The organism is Citrobacter farmeri (assembly GCF_019048065.1).
GTDB lineage: Bacteria > Pseudomonadota > Gammaproteobacteria > Enterobacterales > Enterobacteriaceae > Citrobacter_A > Citrobacter_A farmeri.
Window position 1 is genome coordinate 420,271 of record NZ_CP077291.1, and the last position, 19,418, is coordinate 439,688.

Here is a 19,418-nt window from a genome sequence, read left to right on the forward strand (position 1 = left end):
TGTGTTGTAGGCGCAGAGCCTGGCTAATATTCGTTTCGTCTGAAAGTGTGATTAGTTTCTAAACATTGAATAAAAGTTTTTCATAAGCAACATGGAAACTCTTATCGTTTTTTCAGGCTTTTTTCAGAGAGCAAGACTCTCCGGCGATGGGCAGTGTTGAAAAAGGAGAGCAGAAGCAGGCTCGGGATCTTTTTTGTATCTTTATGAAAAACATGAACATGTCATCTGCTCACAGAGTGTGCTTATCCCTAAGATGTAGCATGAACTCCGTTGCTACCGTTTATCGTTTTTGTTAATCCGTCTGGTTATTTCCAGACTACTCCTTTGTGATTAAAAATACACACTCTATGAGGTGGATAATACTTTATTAACTTTTGTTAGCGTTTTTGAAATTAAAAACAACGCTATGTCGGATAATAATAAAGCATTGATAAATGTGAGATGATGCAATTATATTTGATCTGGCACAATTTCTGAATTTTCAGGCAGTAACCTTAACCTTTTTATTTTTTCATTATTGTAATAATTGTTACCAATATATAACGAAATAACGCAAGGTTAAGATTGTTCTTCTACTGACAATATTGCTTAAGTAAAGAATAATGTTCTGCCTGAATACGGTAGCGGTAAACCGGTCTGCCCGTGACGCCATAATGAATGCTGGTGACCAGAATATGGCAGTTAACCAGCCAGATGAGGTATTTGCGGCAGGAGACGCGGGAGATATTCACCGCATTCGCCAGCTCATCGGTGGAAAACTCATAATCCTGATGCGCATCGATCCATTGACACAGCGTACGCAGCGTTTGCGGCGTTAATCCTTTCGGCAGGCGGCGGGTGTCCTGTTCATTGGACGCACTACCGTGAATCAGTTGGTCCAGCTCCGACTGCTCATAATACTGGTGCTTGTCCATGTCCCTTTTCTTTTGCAGCCAGCTGGTGAGGGCTTCCTCAAAACGTGAGGCCTGAAACGGCTTGATCAAGTAATCAACGACGCCGTAGTGCAGCGAGTCCTTAATCGTCATGGCATCAGCAGCCGAAGAGATGACAATGACATCGATTTTGCAGCCAGCGGCATGCAGAAGGGGAAGCAGATCCAGCCCGTTCTCTTTCTGCATGTAAATATCCAGCAAAATCAGGTCGATATGAACGTCGCTGTGAAAAATAACCTCTTTGGCTTTCTCCAGCGTTGAGGCGGTTCCGCAGCACTGAAAACCGGGGATCTGTGCGACATAGCGGCGGTTTAACTCCGCTACCATTGCGTCGTCATCGATAATAAAGACATTGATCATGTGCTGGCCCTCTGCCCATCCCAGGGTATTTGTACAAAAAATTGTGTGAAAACACCAGGTTCGGATTCCACAAAAATATTGCCGCCAAGACTTTCAACTTGTTGTTTAACAAGTGCTAAACCGACGCCGCGTTCAGTTCCTTTAGACGAGACGCCTTTCTCAAAGATAGCGTCAAGACGGTGCGGTTCGATGCCGGGACCATCGTCACTGACTTCACAATGCAACCAGCCATTGCGATAGTATAAGGAGACGTTGATTTCACCTCCTGACTGCTGTGCTAACGCGTCGATCGCATTTTCAATCAGATTTCCGAGCGCGGTGATCAATACCGCAATTTGATCTTCATTGCCGCTGTCCGGTAATTGGCTGTCATGGCTAATCACCAGTTTATGCCCTGAATCGGATGTGCGATTAATCTTACTGAGTAAAAAGCCCGCAATGACCGGCGATCTAATTTTACCTAGTAGTGAACCGATCTCTTCCTGATAGTTGTTAGCCGTCCTGATAATATAGTCTTCAAGTTGCTTATAACTCTTCAGATGTAACAATCCCAGAATCACATGTAATTTATTCATGAATTCGTGGGATCGTTCACGGAGTGAGTCGGCATAGTTCACCATACCATCAAGTCGCTGCATCAACTTGCGAACTTCCGTTTTGTCCCTGAAGGTGGAGATTGCGCCAATAATCTTGCCGTCGCTGCGGACCGGGACGGTATTGATAAGTAGCAGCCGATCTTTGATGTTGATCTCTTCATCGCGGTGCGGCGTACCGTCGCGCAAAACTTCGCTGAGATCCACCACTTGTGACCAGGCGTGGCTGAGTGTGGATAATTGGGGGTCGTCCTGGGACTTGCGGTAGTTCAGTAATTCCTGGGCGGCATCGTTGATCAACGTCACTTCGCCTTTTTCGTCAACGGCGATCACCCCTTCCTTGATCGACTGCAACATCGCCTGGCGCTGTTCAAACAGGGTGGAAATCTCATAGGGCTCCAGGCCAAACAGAATGCGCTTAAGCACTTTCACCAGCACCCAGGTGCCCAGCAGACCAACCAACACGCCAAAAAGTATGGACCAGATAATACTGCCACGACTGTTGTTAATCTGTTCGGTGACCCGACTCAGCTCCAGACCGATCGCCACCACCCCTATTTGATGGTGATTGTTGTCATAAATGGGGGTGAAAACGCGGAGCGCCTGGGCGAGAAAACCCCGGTTGATAGCGATATTCTCCTGGCCATCCAGCGCCAGCAATATGTCGTCGCCTTTAAACGGCTGCCCGATGCGCTGAGCTTCCGGGTGGGAATAACGCAGGCTTTTCATGTCGGTGACGACAATAAACAGCATATCGTTGCGCTTGCGCACCGCTTCGGCAATCGCCTGAATACCGCTATCCTCAGGTTTTTTCATCAACCCCTCACGGATCTCCGGCGAATCTGCCAGCGTTCGGGCAACGGCCAGCGCTTTGTTGGCCAGCGCATCACGCGTCATATGGCTGATTTGTGAGAAGTAGAACAGGTGGACTACCAGCAAGACAGAAAACAACACGGCGCTGACCATCAAAATCACCGTCGTACCGAGTTTCATCGGCCGTGTACGTAGCGTGCGGCAAGGCAGAGAGTATCTCATTGTGATCCCGGGTTCACTGTTTGTGCGGGTATTATCCCTATTGGGACGCGTAATTCAAAGGTGGCAGGGAAATTCACCTGAACAGGTGCGCCATTATCGGATAATTATTGCGCATACCGTTAGCAACCTGCGGCAATATAATCGCCATTGGCGCTAATCGGGATCACCGTTAAGAACAGGATCGTGGCAAAAAGAATCAGCACCACGCCACCGGCAATTCTGGCTGCAGGCGCAAGCCATTTCAGGGCCGGATGCCCTGCGCCAAACCATGAGAGCGTCTGATTTCGGGCATAGCGTACCGCCAGAGACAGTCCCATGATTGACAGCGCAGTACCAAAGGACATGGTCATCACCGCCGCAATGCCCCAGGTGACGATGCCGAGCGCGTTGGAAAATAACAGGATCATGATCGCCCCACTGCATGGTCGGGCGCCGATGGCGAGAATCACCCCCAGGCGGGTTTTCCAGTTGCCGTCCACCAGCGTCTGTCCGACGCCGTGATGCCCGCAGCCGCACTTCGCATCATGGTTATGCAGGGGAGTAAACCGGGTGAAGGTAACGGGACGCAGGGATTTTAAAGCATGGTAGATCATAAAAGCGCCAAATCCGGCGATCAGCACCGCGCTGATTTTCTCGACATACCACCGGCTGGTGCTCAAATCACCGGATGCCAGGTTAAAGCCAATCGCGAGGATAAACACAAATCCAATGGCGCTGACGCCTTGCATCAGGCTGCCAACAAAAGGCACAACCCGCGCAGCCAGCAGACTCTCTTTATTGGTGCTCAGATAAGTGGTCACGATGAACTTCCCATGCCCCGGCCCGATAGCATGCAATACGCCGTACAGAAAGGCTCCCGTCAATAACCAGAAACCGCCGCTGTACTGATGATTATTCAACTGCAGCAGGTACATCACCAGATAACGATGCAGGGTGATTTGCGTCGCCAGGCACCATTGAATAAACGCCCCCCAGTGCAGATGCAGGGTATAGCCGATCCCGAACAGTATCAGAGTCAGGAGTCCTGCCAGCGGCAGGCGCAGAGAGGGGGGGCGTCCGGATGCGATCATGATTCAGTCTGGCAATGGGTATGATGAAACAGTATAGCCTGATTAAGGAGAGAACCCAGTCCACTGTGCAGACTTCCCTTTGTTTCATCATTAATAATTATAATATTGATTGTATATCATGAAATATTTATATGATTCCACCCTCCAGGAATATTACTGTCGTCCAGGAATAATCTTTTTGCACACACCACGAGAATAAGAATTTTATTACACTTGTCCGACAGGATATTGATGCGTAATATATCGTAATGCATATCGAATATGCCGCTATTGTTCTATTTTTATCTCTTGTTTGTATCTTAAAATGTCATCTTCAGTTAAATCGTTGCTTTTTATGAGATAAAAAGTGATAAGAAGGTCATGGTTTTCCCACTTTATTTCTCCATAAAAATTCGTTTGATCATAATCAACCATCAGCGGTGTTTCGCCCTTTATGATGACTTATTAATAATAACTATGGATGAAATGTGAGAAATAAAGATGGAAATAAAAAAGTGGCTAAACACAACATTGTCCCGACGGGATGCGGTGACAGGCACCGCAAAAATAGGTGCCGCCGTTGCGCTCAGTAATGCGATTACATTGCCTTTTTCTGCCAGCGCGCAGGCCGAAAAAAACGCTGCGCCAACGCAGGGTGGCAATGGTGAAACCGTTCGCCACAGCGCCTGTCTGGTTAACTGCGGCAGCCGTTGCCCGCTGAAAGTGATCGTTAAAGATGACCGCATTGTGCGTATTGAAGCGGAAGACGCAAAAGACGATGCGATATTTGGCGAACACCAAATTCGTCCGTGTTTGCGCGGCCGCTCCAGTCGCTGGCGGGTATATAGTCCGGACCGGATTAAATATCCGATGAAACGCGTAGGTAAACGCGGCGAAGGGAAATTCAAACGTATTTCCTGGGATGAGGCGACAGCATTTATCGCGGCAGAATTAAAGCGCGTGACGGAAAAATATGGCCGTGAGGCTATTTATTATAATTATCAATCAGGCGCTTATTACCATACTCAGGGTACGCCGGCCTGGAAACGTCTGTTGAATCTCACGGGTGGCTATTTAAATTATCATAACACCTATTCCACAGCGCAAATTGCCACCGCAACGCCATATACCCACGGCGTGTATGTCGGGAGCCACTTTACCCAGGTTGCCCATTCCGATCTGGTCGTGCTGTTTGGCCTGAATTTGTCTGAAACGCGCATGTCCGGTGGTGGACAGGTGGAAGAGTTACGCCGCGCGCTGGAAGCCTCAAAGGCACGGGTGATTATTATCGATCCGCGTTATACCGACTCGGTGGTGACCGAGCATGCCGAGTGGCTGCCGATTCGTCCAACGACCGATGCCGCGCTGGTGGCCGGTATCGCGCACACGCTGATTACCGAACAGTTGATTAATGAAGCTGAGGTGAATAAGTACTGCGTGGGCTATGACAGCAGTACCCTGCCCGAAGGCGCTGCGCCGAATGCCAGCTATAAAGACTACGTGACCGGTAAAGGCGATGATGGCATCGCTAAAACGCCGGAGTGGGCGGCGGAGATCACCGGTATTCCGGCGACGCGCATTCGCCAACTGGCGCGTGAAATCGCGTCGGCCCGTGCCTGTTACATTTGTCAGGGGTGGGGACCACAGCGTCACGCCAACGGCGAGCAAACCGTGCGTGCCATTCAGACGCTACCTGCACTGACGGGCCACTTTGGCCTGCCGGGAACCAACAACGGAAACTGGCCTTATGGCACTCCATACGGTGTACCGTTGTTACCGATTTTGACCAACCCGATTAAAACCTCCATTCCGTGTTATCTCTGGACGGATGCGATTCAACGTCCGGAAATCATGACGGCTACTACTATGGGCGTGAAGGGGGCGGACAAACTGAAAACCGGCATCAAGCTGTTCTTCAACCAGGCCGGTAACACGCTGTTGAACCAGCACGGTGAAACCAACCGTACACGCAAAATTCTCGCCGACGAAAGTTTGTGCGAAACCATTATCGTCATTGAAAACCACATGACGCCGAGCGCGAAGTACGCCGATCTCCTGCTGCCGGAAACCAGCTATCTCGAAGCGGAAGATCTGGTGGACAGCTCCTATGCGGCGGGTTCTCACAACTACATGATCGCCCTGGAGAAAACGGTCACGCCGATGTGGGAAGTGCGTAGCACCTACGATATCTGTGCCGATATCGCTGGTCATCTCGGTTTGCGTGAGCAGTACACCGAAGGGCGGACGCAGGCGCAGTGGGCAGAAATGCACTATCAGCAGATCCGCGAAAAACGTCCGTACCTGCCGGAATGGCCGGTAGCGAAAGCGATGGGGGTTATCGACCAGCGTATCGCGACGGACAAACAGAGTCTGGCGTTTGCTGATTTTCGCGCCGATGCCGTGGCGAATCCATTGACTACGCCATCCGGCAAGATTGAGATTTACTCGCAGGCGCTGGCCGATCTCGCGAAAGCGTGGACGCTGCCGGAAGGCGATCGCATCCCGGCGGTGCCGGAGTTCTGCGAAGTGAAAGAATCACACCTGAACAAAGCATTAACCGTGAAGTATCCGCTGCAGTTGAGCGGTTTTCACACCAAAGGTCATACCCACTCAACCTATACCAACGTGCTGATGTTGCATGAAGCGGTACCGGATGAAGTGTGGATCAACCCGATAGATGCCAGTGCGCGTCAACTGAATTCAGGCGATCTGGTGCATGTGTTCAACGATCGCGGCGTGGTGGCGATCCCCTGTAAGGTGACCCAGCGTATTCTCCCGGGCGTGGTGGCGATGCCGCAGGGGGCGTGGACTCGTCTGGACAGCAACGGTGTGGACGTTGGCGGGTGTATTAACACCCTGACCAGCCATCTGCCGTCACCGCTGGCGAAAGGGAACCCACAGCATACCAACCTGGTTGAAATCAAACGCGCTTAAGGAGTGATCCGCAATGAAACAGTATGGCTTTTATGTTGACTCCTCGCGCTGCTCAGGCTGCAAAACCTGCCAGGTCAGCTGTAAGGATAATAAAGATCTGGATGTCGGGCCGAAATTCCGCCGGGTCTATGAATATGGCGGCGGAAGCTGGGTGAAAGAAGGGGAAAGCTGGCACAACGACACCTTTACCTACTATCTCTCCATCGCCTGTAACCACTGTGATGAACCGGTTTGTGTGTCCGGTTGTCCGACCGGGGCCATGCACAAACGTGAAGAGGACGGTCTGGTGCTGGTCGATGACAGTATCTGTGTCGGTTGCCGCTATTGCGAAATGCGCTGCCCGTATGGCGCGCCGCAGTTTGATGCTAAGGCCAAAGTCATGCGCAAATGCGACGGCTGCCTCGACCGACTGGAGCAGAATCTGCGTCCAATCTGTGTGGACTCCTGTCCGCAGCGGGCGCTGGATTTCGGTCCCATTGACGAGCTACGGGCAAAATACGGCACCGGGAACGAGATTGCGCCACTGCCTGCCGCGTCATTTACCCATCCTAACCTCATTATTAAGCCGCACCCGAAGGCCAAACCTACGGGCGACAAGGAAGGGGCCATTATGAACATGGGGGAGGTACGCCATGCTTGAGTTACCGCTGGTCTTTTTTACCGTCTTTACCCAAAGCGCGGTCGGCGCGTTTATTCTGCTGCTGATTGGCGGCACCCTGGGGCAGATTGACGCGCGACGGATGGCCATTGGCCTGTTCTCTGCCATGTGCCTGTTTGGTGTTGGGGTATTGCTGGGGATCATCCACGTCGGGCAACCGCTGCGCGCGTTGAACATGCTGCTGCGCGTGGGTCATTCGCCGATGAGCAACGAAATTGTGCTGTCGGCGGTGTTTGTCACGCTCGGCGGGCTGGGTTCACTCGGTCTGCTGCTCAATCGTGGGGCGACCGCACTGTGTAAAGTGCTGGTGTGGCTGGCGGCGGCGGTGGGCGTGGCCTTTATTCTGGCGATCCCGCAAATCTACCAGTTGCCGACAGTGGTGACCTGGCGCACCTCTTATACTACGGTGATGATGGTGCTGACGCCGCTGATTGGCGGTGGCATTCTGGCCGGACTGTTTGGGCTGCGACTGGGACTGTTGGTCAGCGTGTTGGCGATCCTGGCCAGTTTCTGTCTGCGTCCGGGGTATATGTCGACGCTGATGAGTGCGGACGGCGCATTAACGGCGGCGCAAACCAGCTGGTTTACCGCGCAGGCGGCGCTGCTGGCCGTGGGGATTGTTGGCGTGGTGACCTGGGCGCGACTGAAGTCCAGTGTCACCGTTCTGGCGATGACCGCACTGATTGTCATTGTGGCGGAGTTAGTGGGCAGGATTGCGTTCTACAATCTGTGGACGCTGCCGATGTAACCTGTGAGCGGCCTCGGCCGCTCTTTTTCCGTTGTCGTCGTAGGCCTGATAAGGCGTCAGCCGCCATCAGGCACGTTCAGGAGTATTTAGAGATGTCGTCTCTTGCCGTATTACCCCGTATCCTCGGTGCCCTGTTTTACTACTCTCCCGGGCGACCGGAAGTGAAAGCGCTGTTCGATTGTCTGCCTGCGTTGCCGGAGCTTTACCCATGGCGCGATCTCGCCCAGGTAACGCAATTGTGCGAATCATGGCCGTTGCCGGATGAAGAATCGCTCATCTGGCAATTTTCCGTGTTGTTTGAGGGGCAGGGGGATATGCCCGCGCCGCCCTGGGGTTCCGTCTGGCTGGAACGCGATAATCTGCTGATGGGTGATACCACCGCGGAGTACCGTGCGTTTTTACAGTCTCAGGGAATGGCGTTTGACGCGCGTCAGAGTGAGCCCGAAGATCAGTTTGGCCTGATGCTGTTAGCCAGCAGCGCGTTACTGGAGGCTGGCAAAGACGCGGCGGTTAATCAGCTATTCGAGGCGCATCTGCTGCCGTGGGGATATCGCTATCTGGAACGGTTGCAGGACTGCCCGGTAAGCCCGTTCTATGCCCGCCTTGCCGCCGTAACCACGTGTTATCTGCGGGATATGGAGCAGCAGCGGGCGCTGCAACCGGTAGTGAAACGGTTGTACTTCGGATGAACAGGTCAGAGAAATATTATCAGGCGCTGATGACGCATCGGCATGTCAGTCGACGTGGGTTGTTTCGTGCATTTGTCAGCGCGGCAAAACACACTGCGCCGGAGATGCCGGTGTCCCAACTGGCGCATCCGCTGCCGCCGGGCGCCGTACCTGATGCGCAGTTCATCGCGCAATGTACCCGCTGTAACCAGTGCATTAATGCCTGCCCGATGGGGATTCTGAGCCGGCATGAAGACGGCTACCCGCAGTTGGCGATTGAGTATGCCAGTTGCGATGGCTGTGGTTTGTGCATCGCCGCATGTCAGAGCGACGCGCTGTGCGTACAGGCTCGCTTTGATACCGGCCTGCGCCCGGCGTTCAGTGCTGCTTGCGTTAATCCGTTACGCCCGTGCAATCAGTGTATTGAGGCATGCCCTGAACGGGCCTGTACCATCGGCGCGACGGGGCTGCCTGTGCTGGACAGCGAGCGTTGTACTGGCTGTGGCGAATGCCGGGTGCAGTGTAACGCTGATGCCGTCAGCCTGAGATAATCCTCCAGCCCGGGCTTGCGAGGCGGCGTCTGTTTTAATGTTACGGGCAACGTTAAACGATGTGCGGGCAAATCTTTAAGCTTAACCATAGCGTTAAATATACAATTATTTCCTTAAGTATTATTTTATTTTCGCTATTATTGCGAATTATCCTAATCTCCTTTCTATTTTTATATCCTGTATCCACTAAAAATCCATCGCGTATTTAGGATTAATCACACAGCCTCGCGAGATATAAAACCATTTTTCTTTTCCCTGCGAGTTAACAATGCGTATCTATTCCACAGCAAATGTAGTGCTTTGTATGGAAATTTTGATTTGGTAGCATTTTCATCAGTTCAAAGGAGTGGTGATAATTAATATTATTGCACATTTAATTATTGCCGGAACATTTCCAGAACAAAACCAAGAGTTGATTACAGCAGAACGAAATAACGATTGCGACGTGATGACTCTTTATTTCTTAGGATATTGGTACAAACAGGATATTGTTATGAAAATGAATAAAGTTGCTATGGCTGTTGCTTTCACCGCTGCTCTGGGTTCCATGTCTGTTTTAGCTGACACGACGAACGGTGTGATTGAATTCCAGGGTGAACTGGTGAATACCGCCTGTGGTCTGGCGCCTGGTTCAAGCCCGGTGACCGTTGATTTTGGTCAGATTCCTGTTTCTGCGCTGGCTAACGGTGCGCGTGCCGGGAACGTACACCAGAATATCGAACTGCAGCATTGCGACATCACCGTGGCGCAAACGGCAGAAGTGACCTACTCCCCGACCAGCGTAAACCCAACGGATGCTTCTCTGGCCGCTTTCACCTCTGGTACCGCGTCTGGAGCGGGTATCGGCCTGCGTGACAGCGCCAGCCAGGATGTCACCTGGGGTACGGCAACAACGCCTGTACAACTGGTTAACGGTACCAACACCATTCCGTTTGTTGCCTATGTGAAAGCAGAAAGCGCAAGCGCAACCGTGACCGCGGGTTCTTTCCAGTCAACGGTTAACTTCGAGATTGCTTACCAGTAATCCACCCGACGTTCTGAGTGCGGGAGTTATCCCGCACTTTTCACATCAGGGATCGTACCAGGGAGGGACAAAATGAAAATAAGCAATATGTTCATATTATCGCTTTATTTGTGTGCTCTGATGGGGTCGGTTTCTGTTTTGGGATCCACCGTCACGCCGGGTAAATTAGCGATGAGCGGTGAACTGATTGAGGCGGGATGCAGTCTTGATCCGAACAGTCGGGATATTGAGGTTGAGTTTGGCGATGTTTCTGCCAGCCTGATTAATCGCAATGATGAGGGCAATATTACGCGCCCCGTACTGGTGCGTCTGACCGGTTGTTCCGTAGTGAAACGGGGCAACGATGGTTCACTTTATCCTTATGCCTCGGTCACCTTTATAGGTAATGCGGCAGCATCCGATCCCACCACGTTATTAGTCAGTGGTAAAGCCGATGGCTTTGGCATTCGCCTACGTGATAGTCAGGGTGAAATATTAACGCTGGGTCAACCCTCTCCGGGATATGAACTGAGCGAGACTGATAACGTTTTAAAATTTACCGCATCGCTGGTACCTGTTCAAAAATATATAAAAGCGGGCGAGTTTACTGCCGTTGCGCAGTTTTTTATGGATTACCACTAACAGCATAACAATAACGTCGCGGGACGCAGAACGTATTTAATGGATTTATTTGGGACGAATATCATGTCGGTAAAATTAAAAACCCATATAACGATGATTGCTCTTCTGGTGATGAATAGCTGCTATACGGCAACGGCCAGTGCCGAGGAGAGCGTTGAGTTTAATACCGATGTCCTGGATGCTGCGGATCGTACCCAGATTGATTTGTCGCGTTTTGCGACCGACAACTATGTCACCCCTGGCGATTATTTGCTGGATATCCGTATTAACGGTCAACCGGTCGGCCAGGAGAAAATTCGTTACATCGATGCTCCAGAAGGTAAGCGTACGCTGCCGTGCATCAGCGGCGACCTGCTGGACAAGCTGGCGCTGAAAGATGAGGCCCGCGCGCAGGTCACTCAACTCTATGAGAATTGCTACTCACTGCAAAGCCTGCCGGGGTCAAAATTAAGCAACTATGCCGGCGTGCTTGAAATTACCGTGCCGCAGGCGTGGATGAAGTACAACGATCCTGACTGGACGCCGCCTGAACGCTGGGATGAAGGGATCGCGGGCCTCCTGTTCGACTACAGCCTCAACGGGCAACTCACTCGCCAGTTCAACAATCAGGAAAACTACAGTGCGATTTCCGGCTATGGTCAGGCGGGCGCGAACATCGGCGGCTGGCGTCTGCGCGGTGAGTATCAGACCAGCTACTACAGCCAGAACCACCAATTCGATTTCGACTGGAACCAGATTTACGCTTACCGACCGCTGCCCATGATGGCGGCGAAACTGACGTTGGGCGAGATCTATCTGAACTCACAGGTTTTCGATACCGTGCGCTTTACCGGGATCAACCTCGCCAGCGATGAGCGGATGCTACCGCCGGCGTTACAGGGCTACGCCCCCGAAATTCACGGTATTGCCCGTACCAACGCCAAGGTGACCGTCAGCCAGAGCGGGCGCGTCATTTATGAAACCACCGTACCCGCCGGACCGTTCAACATTCAGGATTTGCGCAGTTCGGTACGCGGTACGCTCGATGTGCGCGTCGAAGAGCAGGATGGCTCGGTCTCCACCTTCCAGGTGAACACCGCCAACATTCCGTATCTCACGCGTCCGGGCTACGTTCGTTACAACATCTCTGGCGGTACGCCGTCTCGCTATAACCATAAACTGCAAGGGCCCACCTTTCTCTCCGGCGATTTCTCCTGGGGCGTCAGTAATGCGTGGTCGCTGTACGGCGGCTTACAGTCTTCGGGTGAAGAATATACTGCGGCCTCGCTGGGTATTGGTCGCGATCTCAACGCGCTGGGGGCCATTTCCGTTGATGCTACCGAATCCTGGAGCCGTAAGCCTGACGGTGAACGCCTGAAGGGGACGTCTTACAAGTTGAGTTACGCCAAAACCTTCGATGAATACAACAGTTCCATTACCTTCGCGGGATACCGTTTCTCGCAGGAAGATTTCCGCTCGATGGCGCAATACCTCGATGAGCGCTATCAGGGATATGACCATATCGGGCGCGAAAAAGAGCTCTACACCATCACCGGTAATAAAACGTTCTGGGCAGGCGAGGCGGGGAAAGCGACGACCGTCTTTCTCACCTGGACACACCAGAATTACTGGGATAAACGCAGTCAGGATCGCTACGGCATGTCGGTAGGGCGCTCTTTCCGCATCGGCGATATCAGCGGTATCACCGCCAATCTTTCCGCTTACCGTACCGATTATAAAGGGCGCAAAGACGACTCAATCTCCTTCTCGCTGTCGGTGCCGATTGGCGACAACAAATGGGCGGGGCTGGATATTCAGGCCAACAACGGCAAAACCAGTCCGATGGCGTCTTACACCGACAACAGCGATTACAACAATTTATGGCGTATTCGTGCCGGTGCCAGCCAGAGCGGTAACGCCAGCGTTGACGGCTATTACCAGCATCGTTCGCAACTGGCGGAAATCAATACCAACGCCAGCTACCAGCAGAATGAGTACATGGCGTTGAGCACCACTCTGCGCGGTGGCTTCACGGCAACCCGCCACGGCGCGGCGATGCATAACAGCGGCGCAACGATCAATACGGCGCGCGTCATGGTGGATACCAATGGCATTGGCGGCGTTCCGCTTAACGGCGAGAAGTCGCGGACTAACCGCTTCGGCATCGCCGTGGTGCCGGATGTGGTGAGCTACAACAGCTTCGATACTCGTGTAGATGTCGATGCGATGGACAGCGATATCGAGCCGTCAAAAGCTATCAGTACGACGACCCTGACGGAAGGCGCTATTGGCTATCAGGCCTTTGGCATGGCGAAGGGGATGAAGATGATGGGGACGTTGCGCCTCGCGGATGGCAGCGTACCGCCATTCGGCGCGGAAATTTACAACCCCGATGGGGTAAGTGTCGCGATGGTGCTGGAAGACGGGCAAGCCTGGCTTGCGGGGGTCAATGCGAACGAAACGTTGAACGTGATGTGGGGCGGTAAGCAGCAATGCCAGGTAACGATCCCGCCAGCTATAAACGACGGGCGGGCGAACGGACTTCTGCCGTGTCGTTAACCTCGACGCAACGAGTTATCTCACTGTAATAAAAGGCCAAAAATGAGCAAGAAAAGACATAACGGATATCTGATGGCGGCGTGGGCGCTGAGCATGATTGGCGGCTACGCGCAGGCAGGGGTCTCTCTGGATCGGACCCGCGTCATTATTACGGAGAAAGAGGCCTCGTCGAGTGCCAATCTGTCCAATACCAGCCCGGATATTCCCTTCCTCGCCCAGTCGTGGGTCGAGGATGAAAAAGGCAACAAGATAACGTCGCCGCTGATTGTGTTACCGCCGCTACAGCGGATTAACGGGGGACAGAAAGGGATCGCGCGCGTCACCAAAACCGCCGGGATCGAAAAACTGCCGCAGGACAGGGAGAGCCTGTTCTACCTCAACGTCCGGGAGATCCCGCCGAAACCGGATAAACCGAACACGCTGCAACTGGCCATGCAGTCGCGCATCAAGCTGTTTTACCGCCCGGCGGCGGTGATCCCGAAGACCCGGAGTGAGGTCTGGCAGGACCAGGTGGTGTTCCATAAAAACGGCGGCCAGATGACGGCACAGAACCCAACGCCTTACTACGTCACGATCCTTGGGTTGTCCAAAGGGGCCGGACAAAAGATCACCCAATTCCCGGGGATCATGATCGCGCCCAAATCGAGCCTGCAGTTTGCGGTGACGGACGGGAATGTCAGCCAGTTTTCCATGATGTACGTGAACGATTATGGCGGACACCCGGAGCTGAAGTTTCGTTGCGATGGCAACACCTGCAAAGCACTTCCACCCGCGCAGCAGGGCTAACCAGGAGGAACCTGACAATGCAAAATCCTTTATCCACTGTGGCCCTCCTCGCGATGGGCGTGGCGTTTCAGTGCGGGGCGGATGTACCGGCGCAGCCACAACATAACGCCCAGGAACATGTCAGCGAAGATAGCGGCATTGTCCGGTTTCACGGTTCTGTGTTTGCTTCCCCTTGCGTACTGATGACACAAGGGCGCATTCAGGACGTCGAGTTGGGTGAGATCAGCGCGCAGCATTTTCGTCAGGCGGGCGATCGCAGCGAGCCGGTGCGTTTCAAATTGCATCTGAAGGACTGCCTGAAAGGGGCGTCGCAGTCGCGAGGGAGTCTGGCTTCCAGGACCACCGGGAATGACTGGCGTGCTTACAGCACCGGGGAACAGGCGGTACAACTGACGTTTGTGGGAGAGTCCGATCTTAATAACGGGCAGCTATTACGCACCACGGGTACGACTCAGGGCGCGGGTGTGCGCCTGCTCGATAAAAGCGGGAATGCGCTGGATGTCGGCCAGACCCATGCTCCCTGGCTGGTCAATTCCGGTGACAGTGAGCTGAATTTTATGGCGGCGCTGGAATCCACCGGCTTACATGTGAGCGCCGGGGATTTTAGCAGCCTGGTTCGCCTGAAAATGGAGTACTTGTAATGAAACTGCCTGGCCTGTTCCGCCGCAAATTGCCGGTCTTACTGGCGCTCAGCACGCTTGGCTTGCCGGGGGCGGCGTGGTCCGTGGTGGACGGGGAAATTGAACCGGTAAACGGTACCTACGATTATCTGATTAATATTAATAATCATGACATTACCAACAACCAGGTGGGCGCGACCGTTACTGATGAATTCAACCTGGCCGGGATGTTTCAGGGGCGCGCTTACTGCTCACAGCCGATGAGTAATCAGCCGGTATTTTTCATGGCGCAAGCGACGTTAACGCAGTCCGGCATGACGGCGGGTTACCTCAAGCTCAATGACTATATGGACGTCAAAATTGAGATCTACATCGGCGGGGAGCTGCAACAGTATAAAACCGTACCGTTCGATAATGTCTCCAATGGTGCCGATCAGAACTTCTGCAACGTTCCCAGCACCATTCTGCAAAACCAATTCGCTTCCGGCGCGAAGGGGCGGGTGACCTTTATGATCACCAAACCGATTATCAACGGAGTGAACCTGCAAGGCTCTGAAATCGCCAAACTCTTTGGTCGCCTGGGGCCGGGCGCAATGGGGCAAACACCGCTGTCGCGCATCACCATCGCTTCCGGGGTCATTACCGTACCGGACAAATGTACCGTTAATCAGGGGACGCCGATCGTTGTCGACTTCGGCAACATCCCGGGGATCGGTAGCCGACTAAATGGTACCAACTACAGCCAGAACGTGCCGATTCATGTGAAGTGCGAGGGGGGCAGCTTTGCCCAGGGGGCACTGAATATCAAGCTGGGGATCCAGCAGGCCAATCCGGCATTTGATGACGGTAAATACCTGAGTACGCAGGGAACAACGGATCGTTCCGAGCTGGGTATTGCGCTGCGTGACCGTCAGGGTAATCCGGTGGCACCCAACACCTTCTATAACGTGCCGGGGTTTGCCAATAACGAAGGTGACTGGAACCTGACTGCTGCACCGGTGGCGAAATATGTCACCTCAGTCATTCCGGAAGGCGAGTTCCATGCTTCCGCAACGGTTGTGGCTGAATTCCAGTAAGGAGGGAATATGCATCGCATAACAACGATCTTTGCCTGTTTGTTGACAACGCTCGCTCCGGCTCCGGTGTGGGCGCTGGGGGAGTTGCTGGGCGGCGATCTCAGTTTCACCGGTGTGGTGATGGTTTATCCGTGCAGTATTGCGCCAGAGTCAGAGCGGGTGCCGGTCAACTTTGGGGAGGTATCGACAAAGTCATTGTATATAAATGGAAAAACGACGCCGATTCCGTTCACGATTAAGTTACAGGACTGTACCCCGAACGTTTTTAACACCGTAACGGTAACGTTTAGCGGCGATCCCAACGGCAATCTGGCGGACCGACTGGCGATCAGCGCCACGTCGCCGGGCAATGCGGGCGGCGTCGGGATTGGCCTGCTGGAGGAGGATGATACGCCCGTGCGCCTGAATGTCGCGACCCGGCCGGCCGCGATCGCCGACACCATTTTGCGGCTTAACTTCCAGGCGTTTGTTGAAGCCGAGCCGGATGCCTTAGCCAATGGCACCCTGAGCACTGGACCCTTTACCGCCACGGCAAATTACACATTGAACTATCAGTAACGTCATCAACAGGGAATTGGGGCATGGAGTATCAGTGTTTTCTTTACAATAAAGATCTCTTTTTTTCGCAAGGAATAAAAACGGTGATTGCCAGTTTGCTCGCGGAGCAGACGGACGTTTTATATTCCTTAACGGATGACTACGCGCAACTGATCGAGCAGTTGCAGACTCGCGTTAATGATGACTGTTGCCTGTGGATCCTCTGCGATCTGGACAGCCTGCCGCGGGAGCGGATTCGTGCGTTGCAGCTTATGAATGATTTCTATCAGCGAGAAAATAAGAACCTGATCATTTTATTAAGCGAACACAATATGCCGCTATTTTTCACGCTTTATTCGCTCTTGCCAAACGCCCACTGGTTATTGAAAAGCGAGAATCTCGCCAATACCACCCCTTTTTTTCAGGATTTATTGGATCAACAACGTCAGGGATGCTGCTTTAGCCATTCATTGGTGAATTACACGCGCAGAAAACTGCACCGTCGGGAAGTGAACTATACGATTTCCGGTAATGAATGGTGGCTGATGGAGGAGATATTCAAAGGAAAATCGCTGTCGCAGATTTCCTGCGAGGTAAATATCGACATCCGACGCCTGAGCTATATCAAGCGGCACTTAATGAAGCGACTGAATATCAGAAACAACATTGCGTTATTTACGGTGTTCAAGGGAATTATGCCGTGACCCGTGATAAGTCTTTTCGGCAGTAGCATTCGCCGAACTATCGGTGCAAATGATTGCACCAAATTAAACCCTAAGTAAGGAAAACAGAGATGAAAAAATTGACTGCAATTGACGTGGCTAACGTTGTGGGCGGAACGTGCAAAACCTGCGAAACAACGTATCAGAACGTTACCATTGGTGGTGTGACCTCCTGTAAGGAACTGACGACCTGCACGGATAAGCACGGTAGTACCACATCAATGAAAGATGCAAATGCCAGCAAGTGTGGTGGTATTCCGAACCGCTAATCATTGGCTATAGCCTGGAGGTACCCGCGCCTCCAGGTTTATTTTTTCCGCTGCGAGAATAACTATGGCGACTCAATTTAAACCCATCACCATTATTAGCTATTCACTGTTTCTGATCGTTATCTCTTCGCTGATAACGGTGCTTTGCTATCACATTTTTGTCTTTAATACGTTTGCCACAGATGACTCGCAAACGCAGGCTTTTCGTGAAGTCAGCGCGGCGCAAATTGCGGATAGTCCGATCAAAGAAGCGCGCAGTATTATTGAAGTGATGTCTTACGGTTGCCATTATTGTGCGGCAAACGAAGAGAATCTGGCGGAATTTTCCCGCACGCTGCCGCCGGGGAGTTCGTTTACCTCGATTCATATTACCAGTGAGAACAGCGGCCTTGCCGCTTACGCGCCGATTTTTGCCACGCTGGAAGAGATGGGAATTGAAAAGAAGGTTCGTGACAGCGCCTATAACGCCGTTATTACGCGCAATGTCGATCTCGCCGATGAGAAGGCACTGAATGCCTGGCTGGGGAAAAATAATATTGATGCGGATAAATTTAAAACCCTGCGCCAGAGTGACGCGGTAAAAAACCGTCTCAGCACGATGGCGGCGATTACCGCACACTATGACATTAACGCGACGCCGATGTTTATTATCAATAAACGCTATGTGGTGGCCCAGGACAGCGAATTTCCTCAATTTGCGCAGCGCATGCTGCAATTGCTGAAAGAGGATAAATAACCCCGGTGGTCAGATTTTTTATTCTCTGGAGCGTGTTTAGTTTTAAAAACAGCACGGGATGGCTGTATGACGCGAGACGTCATTTTTCTCAGGAAAGGCTACTTCTCCTGCGAAAAATGGTGCGTTATCTGCCGCTGCCTGTGTTGCTGACCGTGGCGAAAGGACTCTGTGCGCTGCGGTTGGTGGGGCGCTCATTCCGTTTACGTGATGCCGTGGCAAACGAAAACACCCGCTGCCTGACCGGGCAAAAAGGCCGGGTGAACGCGGCCTGGCTCGCAGTGCGTCGCCGCCTGCTGGAAGAAGCCGCGACCTGGGGACAAAACCCGAAGCTGTTACAGCAGATCCGCGCCTGCGCGGATGAACTCGATGCGGTTGTCGCGCCACTGCATCAGCAGAAGACACCGTACATTCTGGCACCGTTACATACGGTGTCGGACGTACTGGCGGCGATGGTCGGTGCCTGCGTTACGCCAGGCAAAGCCAGCGTGGTGGTCTCTTCCAGCGCTGAACTCTATAACGCGCAGACCCGCGCACTTGGCGGTATCGACCTTTCCTACTGTTCCATCCATCAGCAGAATAAAACGCTGGCTGGCAGCCTGATGGGGCTCATTACCGATGTCGCCGCCGGGCAGCAGAACATGATTATTTTTCCCGATATTTCGCCGGACTACACCTTGCAGGCCGAAGGGGCGCTGGCAGCGAAATTGCCGTGTCGTTTATTCGGTCGTAGCGCGAAGTTACACAATGGCGTGGTCCGCCTCTCCGGGGTGATTGCGGCGCAGGTGGTGTTTTATCACCTCAGTTATGACAACGGCCTGCGCATCCACATTCATCCACCGGTGAGCTGTCAGAACGTCGCCCATGCGCTACCTGACGTTATTGAATCCACTCTGCGTGAACATCCGCAGGAGTGGCTCCTTTGGCACAGCCACTCTCTCTTCTTTATTAATCATTAATGAAA

Annotated in this window: 19 protein-coding genes; 16 read left to right on the plus strand and 3 right to left on the minus strand. The window is 52.7% G+C overall.

All coding sequences use genetic code 11. From position 1 onward, the window contains the following. Positions 1-572: 572 nt before the first annotated feature. From dcuR to I6L53_RS01925, 3 genes are all read right to left on the minus strand, one after another. A complete protein-coding gene (gene dcuR, locus I6L53_RS01915) occupies positions 573-1,292 on the minus strand; it encodes a two-component system response regulator DcuR (RefSeq protein WP_042321248.1) in 720 nt (239 codons plus the stop codon). Beyond that, complete coding sequence (locus I6L53_RS01920) at positions 1,289-2,920, minus strand: sensor histidine kinase (protein WP_042321250.1); 1,632 nt, start codon at positions 2,918-2,920, stop codon at positions 1,289-1,291. Before I6L53_RS01920 ends, dcuR begins: the two co-directional genes overlap by 4 nt. Positions 2,921-3,039: 119 nt before the next feature. Further along, a complete protein-coding gene (locus I6L53_RS01925) occupies positions 3,040-3,990 on the minus strand; it encodes a nickel/cobalt transporter (protein ID WP_042321252.1) in 951 nt (316 codons plus the stop codon). Positions 3,991-4,470: 480 nt separating this feature from the next. On the opposite strand from I6L53_RS01925, the gene I6L53_RS01930 reads away from it, so the two are divergent. The 16 genes from I6L53_RS01930 to I6L53_RS02005 all read left to right on the plus strand — a co-directional run bounded on the left by I6L53_RS01930 (position 4,471) and on the right by I6L53_RS02005 (position 19,413). After that, positions 4,471-6,903, plus strand: a complete 2,433-nt coding sequence (locus I6L53_RS01930) for a DMSO/selenate family reductase complex A subunit (RefSeq protein WP_042321255.1) — start codon at positions 4,471-4,473, stop codon at positions 6,901-6,903. Between the two features lie 13 nt (positions 6,904-6,916). Continuing rightward, positions 6,917-7,543, plus strand: coding sequence for a DMSO/selenate family reductase complex B subunit (locus I6L53_RS01935; protein ID WP_042321258.1), 627 nt, complete (start codon positions 6,917-6,919; stop codon positions 7,541-7,543). Continuing rightward, entirely contained in the window at positions 7,536-8,309 is a 774-nt protein-coding gene (locus tag I6L53_RS01940) for a dimethyl sulfoxide reductase anchor subunit family protein (RefSeq protein ID WP_042321260.1), read from the plus strand. Before I6L53_RS01935 ends, I6L53_RS01940 begins: the two co-directional genes overlap by 8 nt. A gap of 92 nt (positions 8,310-8,401) precedes the next feature. Further along, positions 8,402-8,998, plus strand: coding sequence for a molecular chaperone TorD family protein (locus I6L53_RS01945; RefSeq protein WP_042321263.1), 597 nt, complete (start codon positions 8,402-8,404; stop codon positions 8,996-8,998). Then, positions 8,995-9,528, plus strand: coding sequence for a 4Fe-4S dicluster domain-containing protein (locus tag I6L53_RS01950; protein WP_042321266.1), 534 nt, complete (start codon positions 8,995-8,997; stop codon positions 9,526-9,528). Before I6L53_RS01945 ends, I6L53_RS01950 begins: the two co-directional genes overlap by 4 nt. Positions 9,529-10,021: 493 nt before the next feature. Then, the gene (locus I6L53_RS01955; RefSeq protein ID WP_042321269.1) at positions 10,022-10,552 is read left to right on the plus strand and encodes a fimbrial protein; all 531 of its coding nucleotides are present in this window, start codon (positions 10,022-10,024) and stop codon (positions 10,550-10,552) included. 72 nt (positions 10,553-10,624) lie between these two features. Continuing rightward, on the plus strand, positions 10,625-11,173 hold the full coding sequence (locus I6L53_RS01960; protein ID WP_052425391.1) for a fimbrial protein: 549 nt from the start codon (positions 10,625-10,627) through the stop codon (positions 11,171-11,173). Positions 11,174-11,236: 63 nt separating this feature from the next. Continuing rightward, positions 11,237-13,711: a fimbria/pilus outer membrane usher protein gene (locus I6L53_RS01965; RefSeq protein ID WP_042321485.1), complete on the plus strand. Its 2,475-nt coding sequence runs from the start codon at positions 11,237-11,239 to the stop codon at positions 13,709-13,711. Between the two features lie 42 nt (positions 13,712-13,753). Beyond that, entirely contained in the window at positions 13,754-14,497 is a 744-nt protein-coding gene (locus tag I6L53_RS01970) for a fimbrial biogenesis chaperone (RefSeq protein WP_042321271.1), read from the plus strand. A 17-nt stretch (positions 14,498-14,514) separates the two neighbouring features. Then, positions 14,515-15,138 carry a fimbrial protein gene (locus tag I6L53_RS01975; protein ID WP_052425393.1) on the plus strand — a complete coding sequence of 208 codons (624 nt, stop codon included), beginning with the start codon at positions 14,515-14,517 and terminating at the stop codon, positions 15,136-15,138. Next, on the plus strand, positions 15,138-16,193 hold the full coding sequence (locus I6L53_RS01980) for a fimbrial protein (RefSeq protein ID WP_042321273.1): 1,056 nt from the start codon (positions 15,138-15,140) through the stop codon (positions 16,191-16,193). Before I6L53_RS01975 ends, I6L53_RS01980 begins: the two co-directional genes overlap by 1 nt. Before the next feature lie 9 nt (positions 16,194-16,202). Continuing rightward, complete coding sequence (locus tag I6L53_RS01985; protein ID WP_217124960.1) at positions 16,203-16,751, plus strand: fimbrial protein; 549 nt, start codon at positions 16,203-16,205, stop codon at positions 16,749-16,751. An 83-nt stretch (positions 16,752-16,834) separates the two neighbouring features. Next, the gene (locus I6L53_RS01990; protein ID WP_232231086.1) at positions 16,835-17,434 is read left to right on the plus strand and encodes a DNA-binding response regulator; all 600 of its coding nucleotides are present in this window, start codon (positions 16,835-16,837) and stop codon (positions 17,432-17,434) included. Between the two features lie 89 nt (positions 17,435-17,523). Then, complete coding sequence (locus I6L53_RS01995; protein ID WP_042321282.1) at positions 17,524-17,721, plus strand: DUF4762 family protein; 198 nt, start codon at positions 17,524-17,526, stop codon at positions 17,719-17,721. A 64-nt stretch (positions 17,722-17,785) separates the two neighbouring features. Continuing rightward, positions 17,786-18,457, plus strand: a complete 672-nt coding sequence (locus I6L53_RS02000) for a DsbA family protein (RefSeq protein ID WP_042321285.1) — start codon at positions 17,786-17,788, stop codon at positions 18,455-18,457. Positions 18,458-18,462: 5 nt separating this feature from the next. Continuing rightward, the gene (locus I6L53_RS02005; protein WP_042321288.1) at positions 18,463-19,413 is read left to right on the plus strand and encodes an ABC transporter; all 951 of its coding nucleotides are present in this window, start codon (positions 18,463-18,465) and stop codon (positions 19,411-19,413) included. Positions 19,414-19,418: the final 5 nt, after the last annotated feature.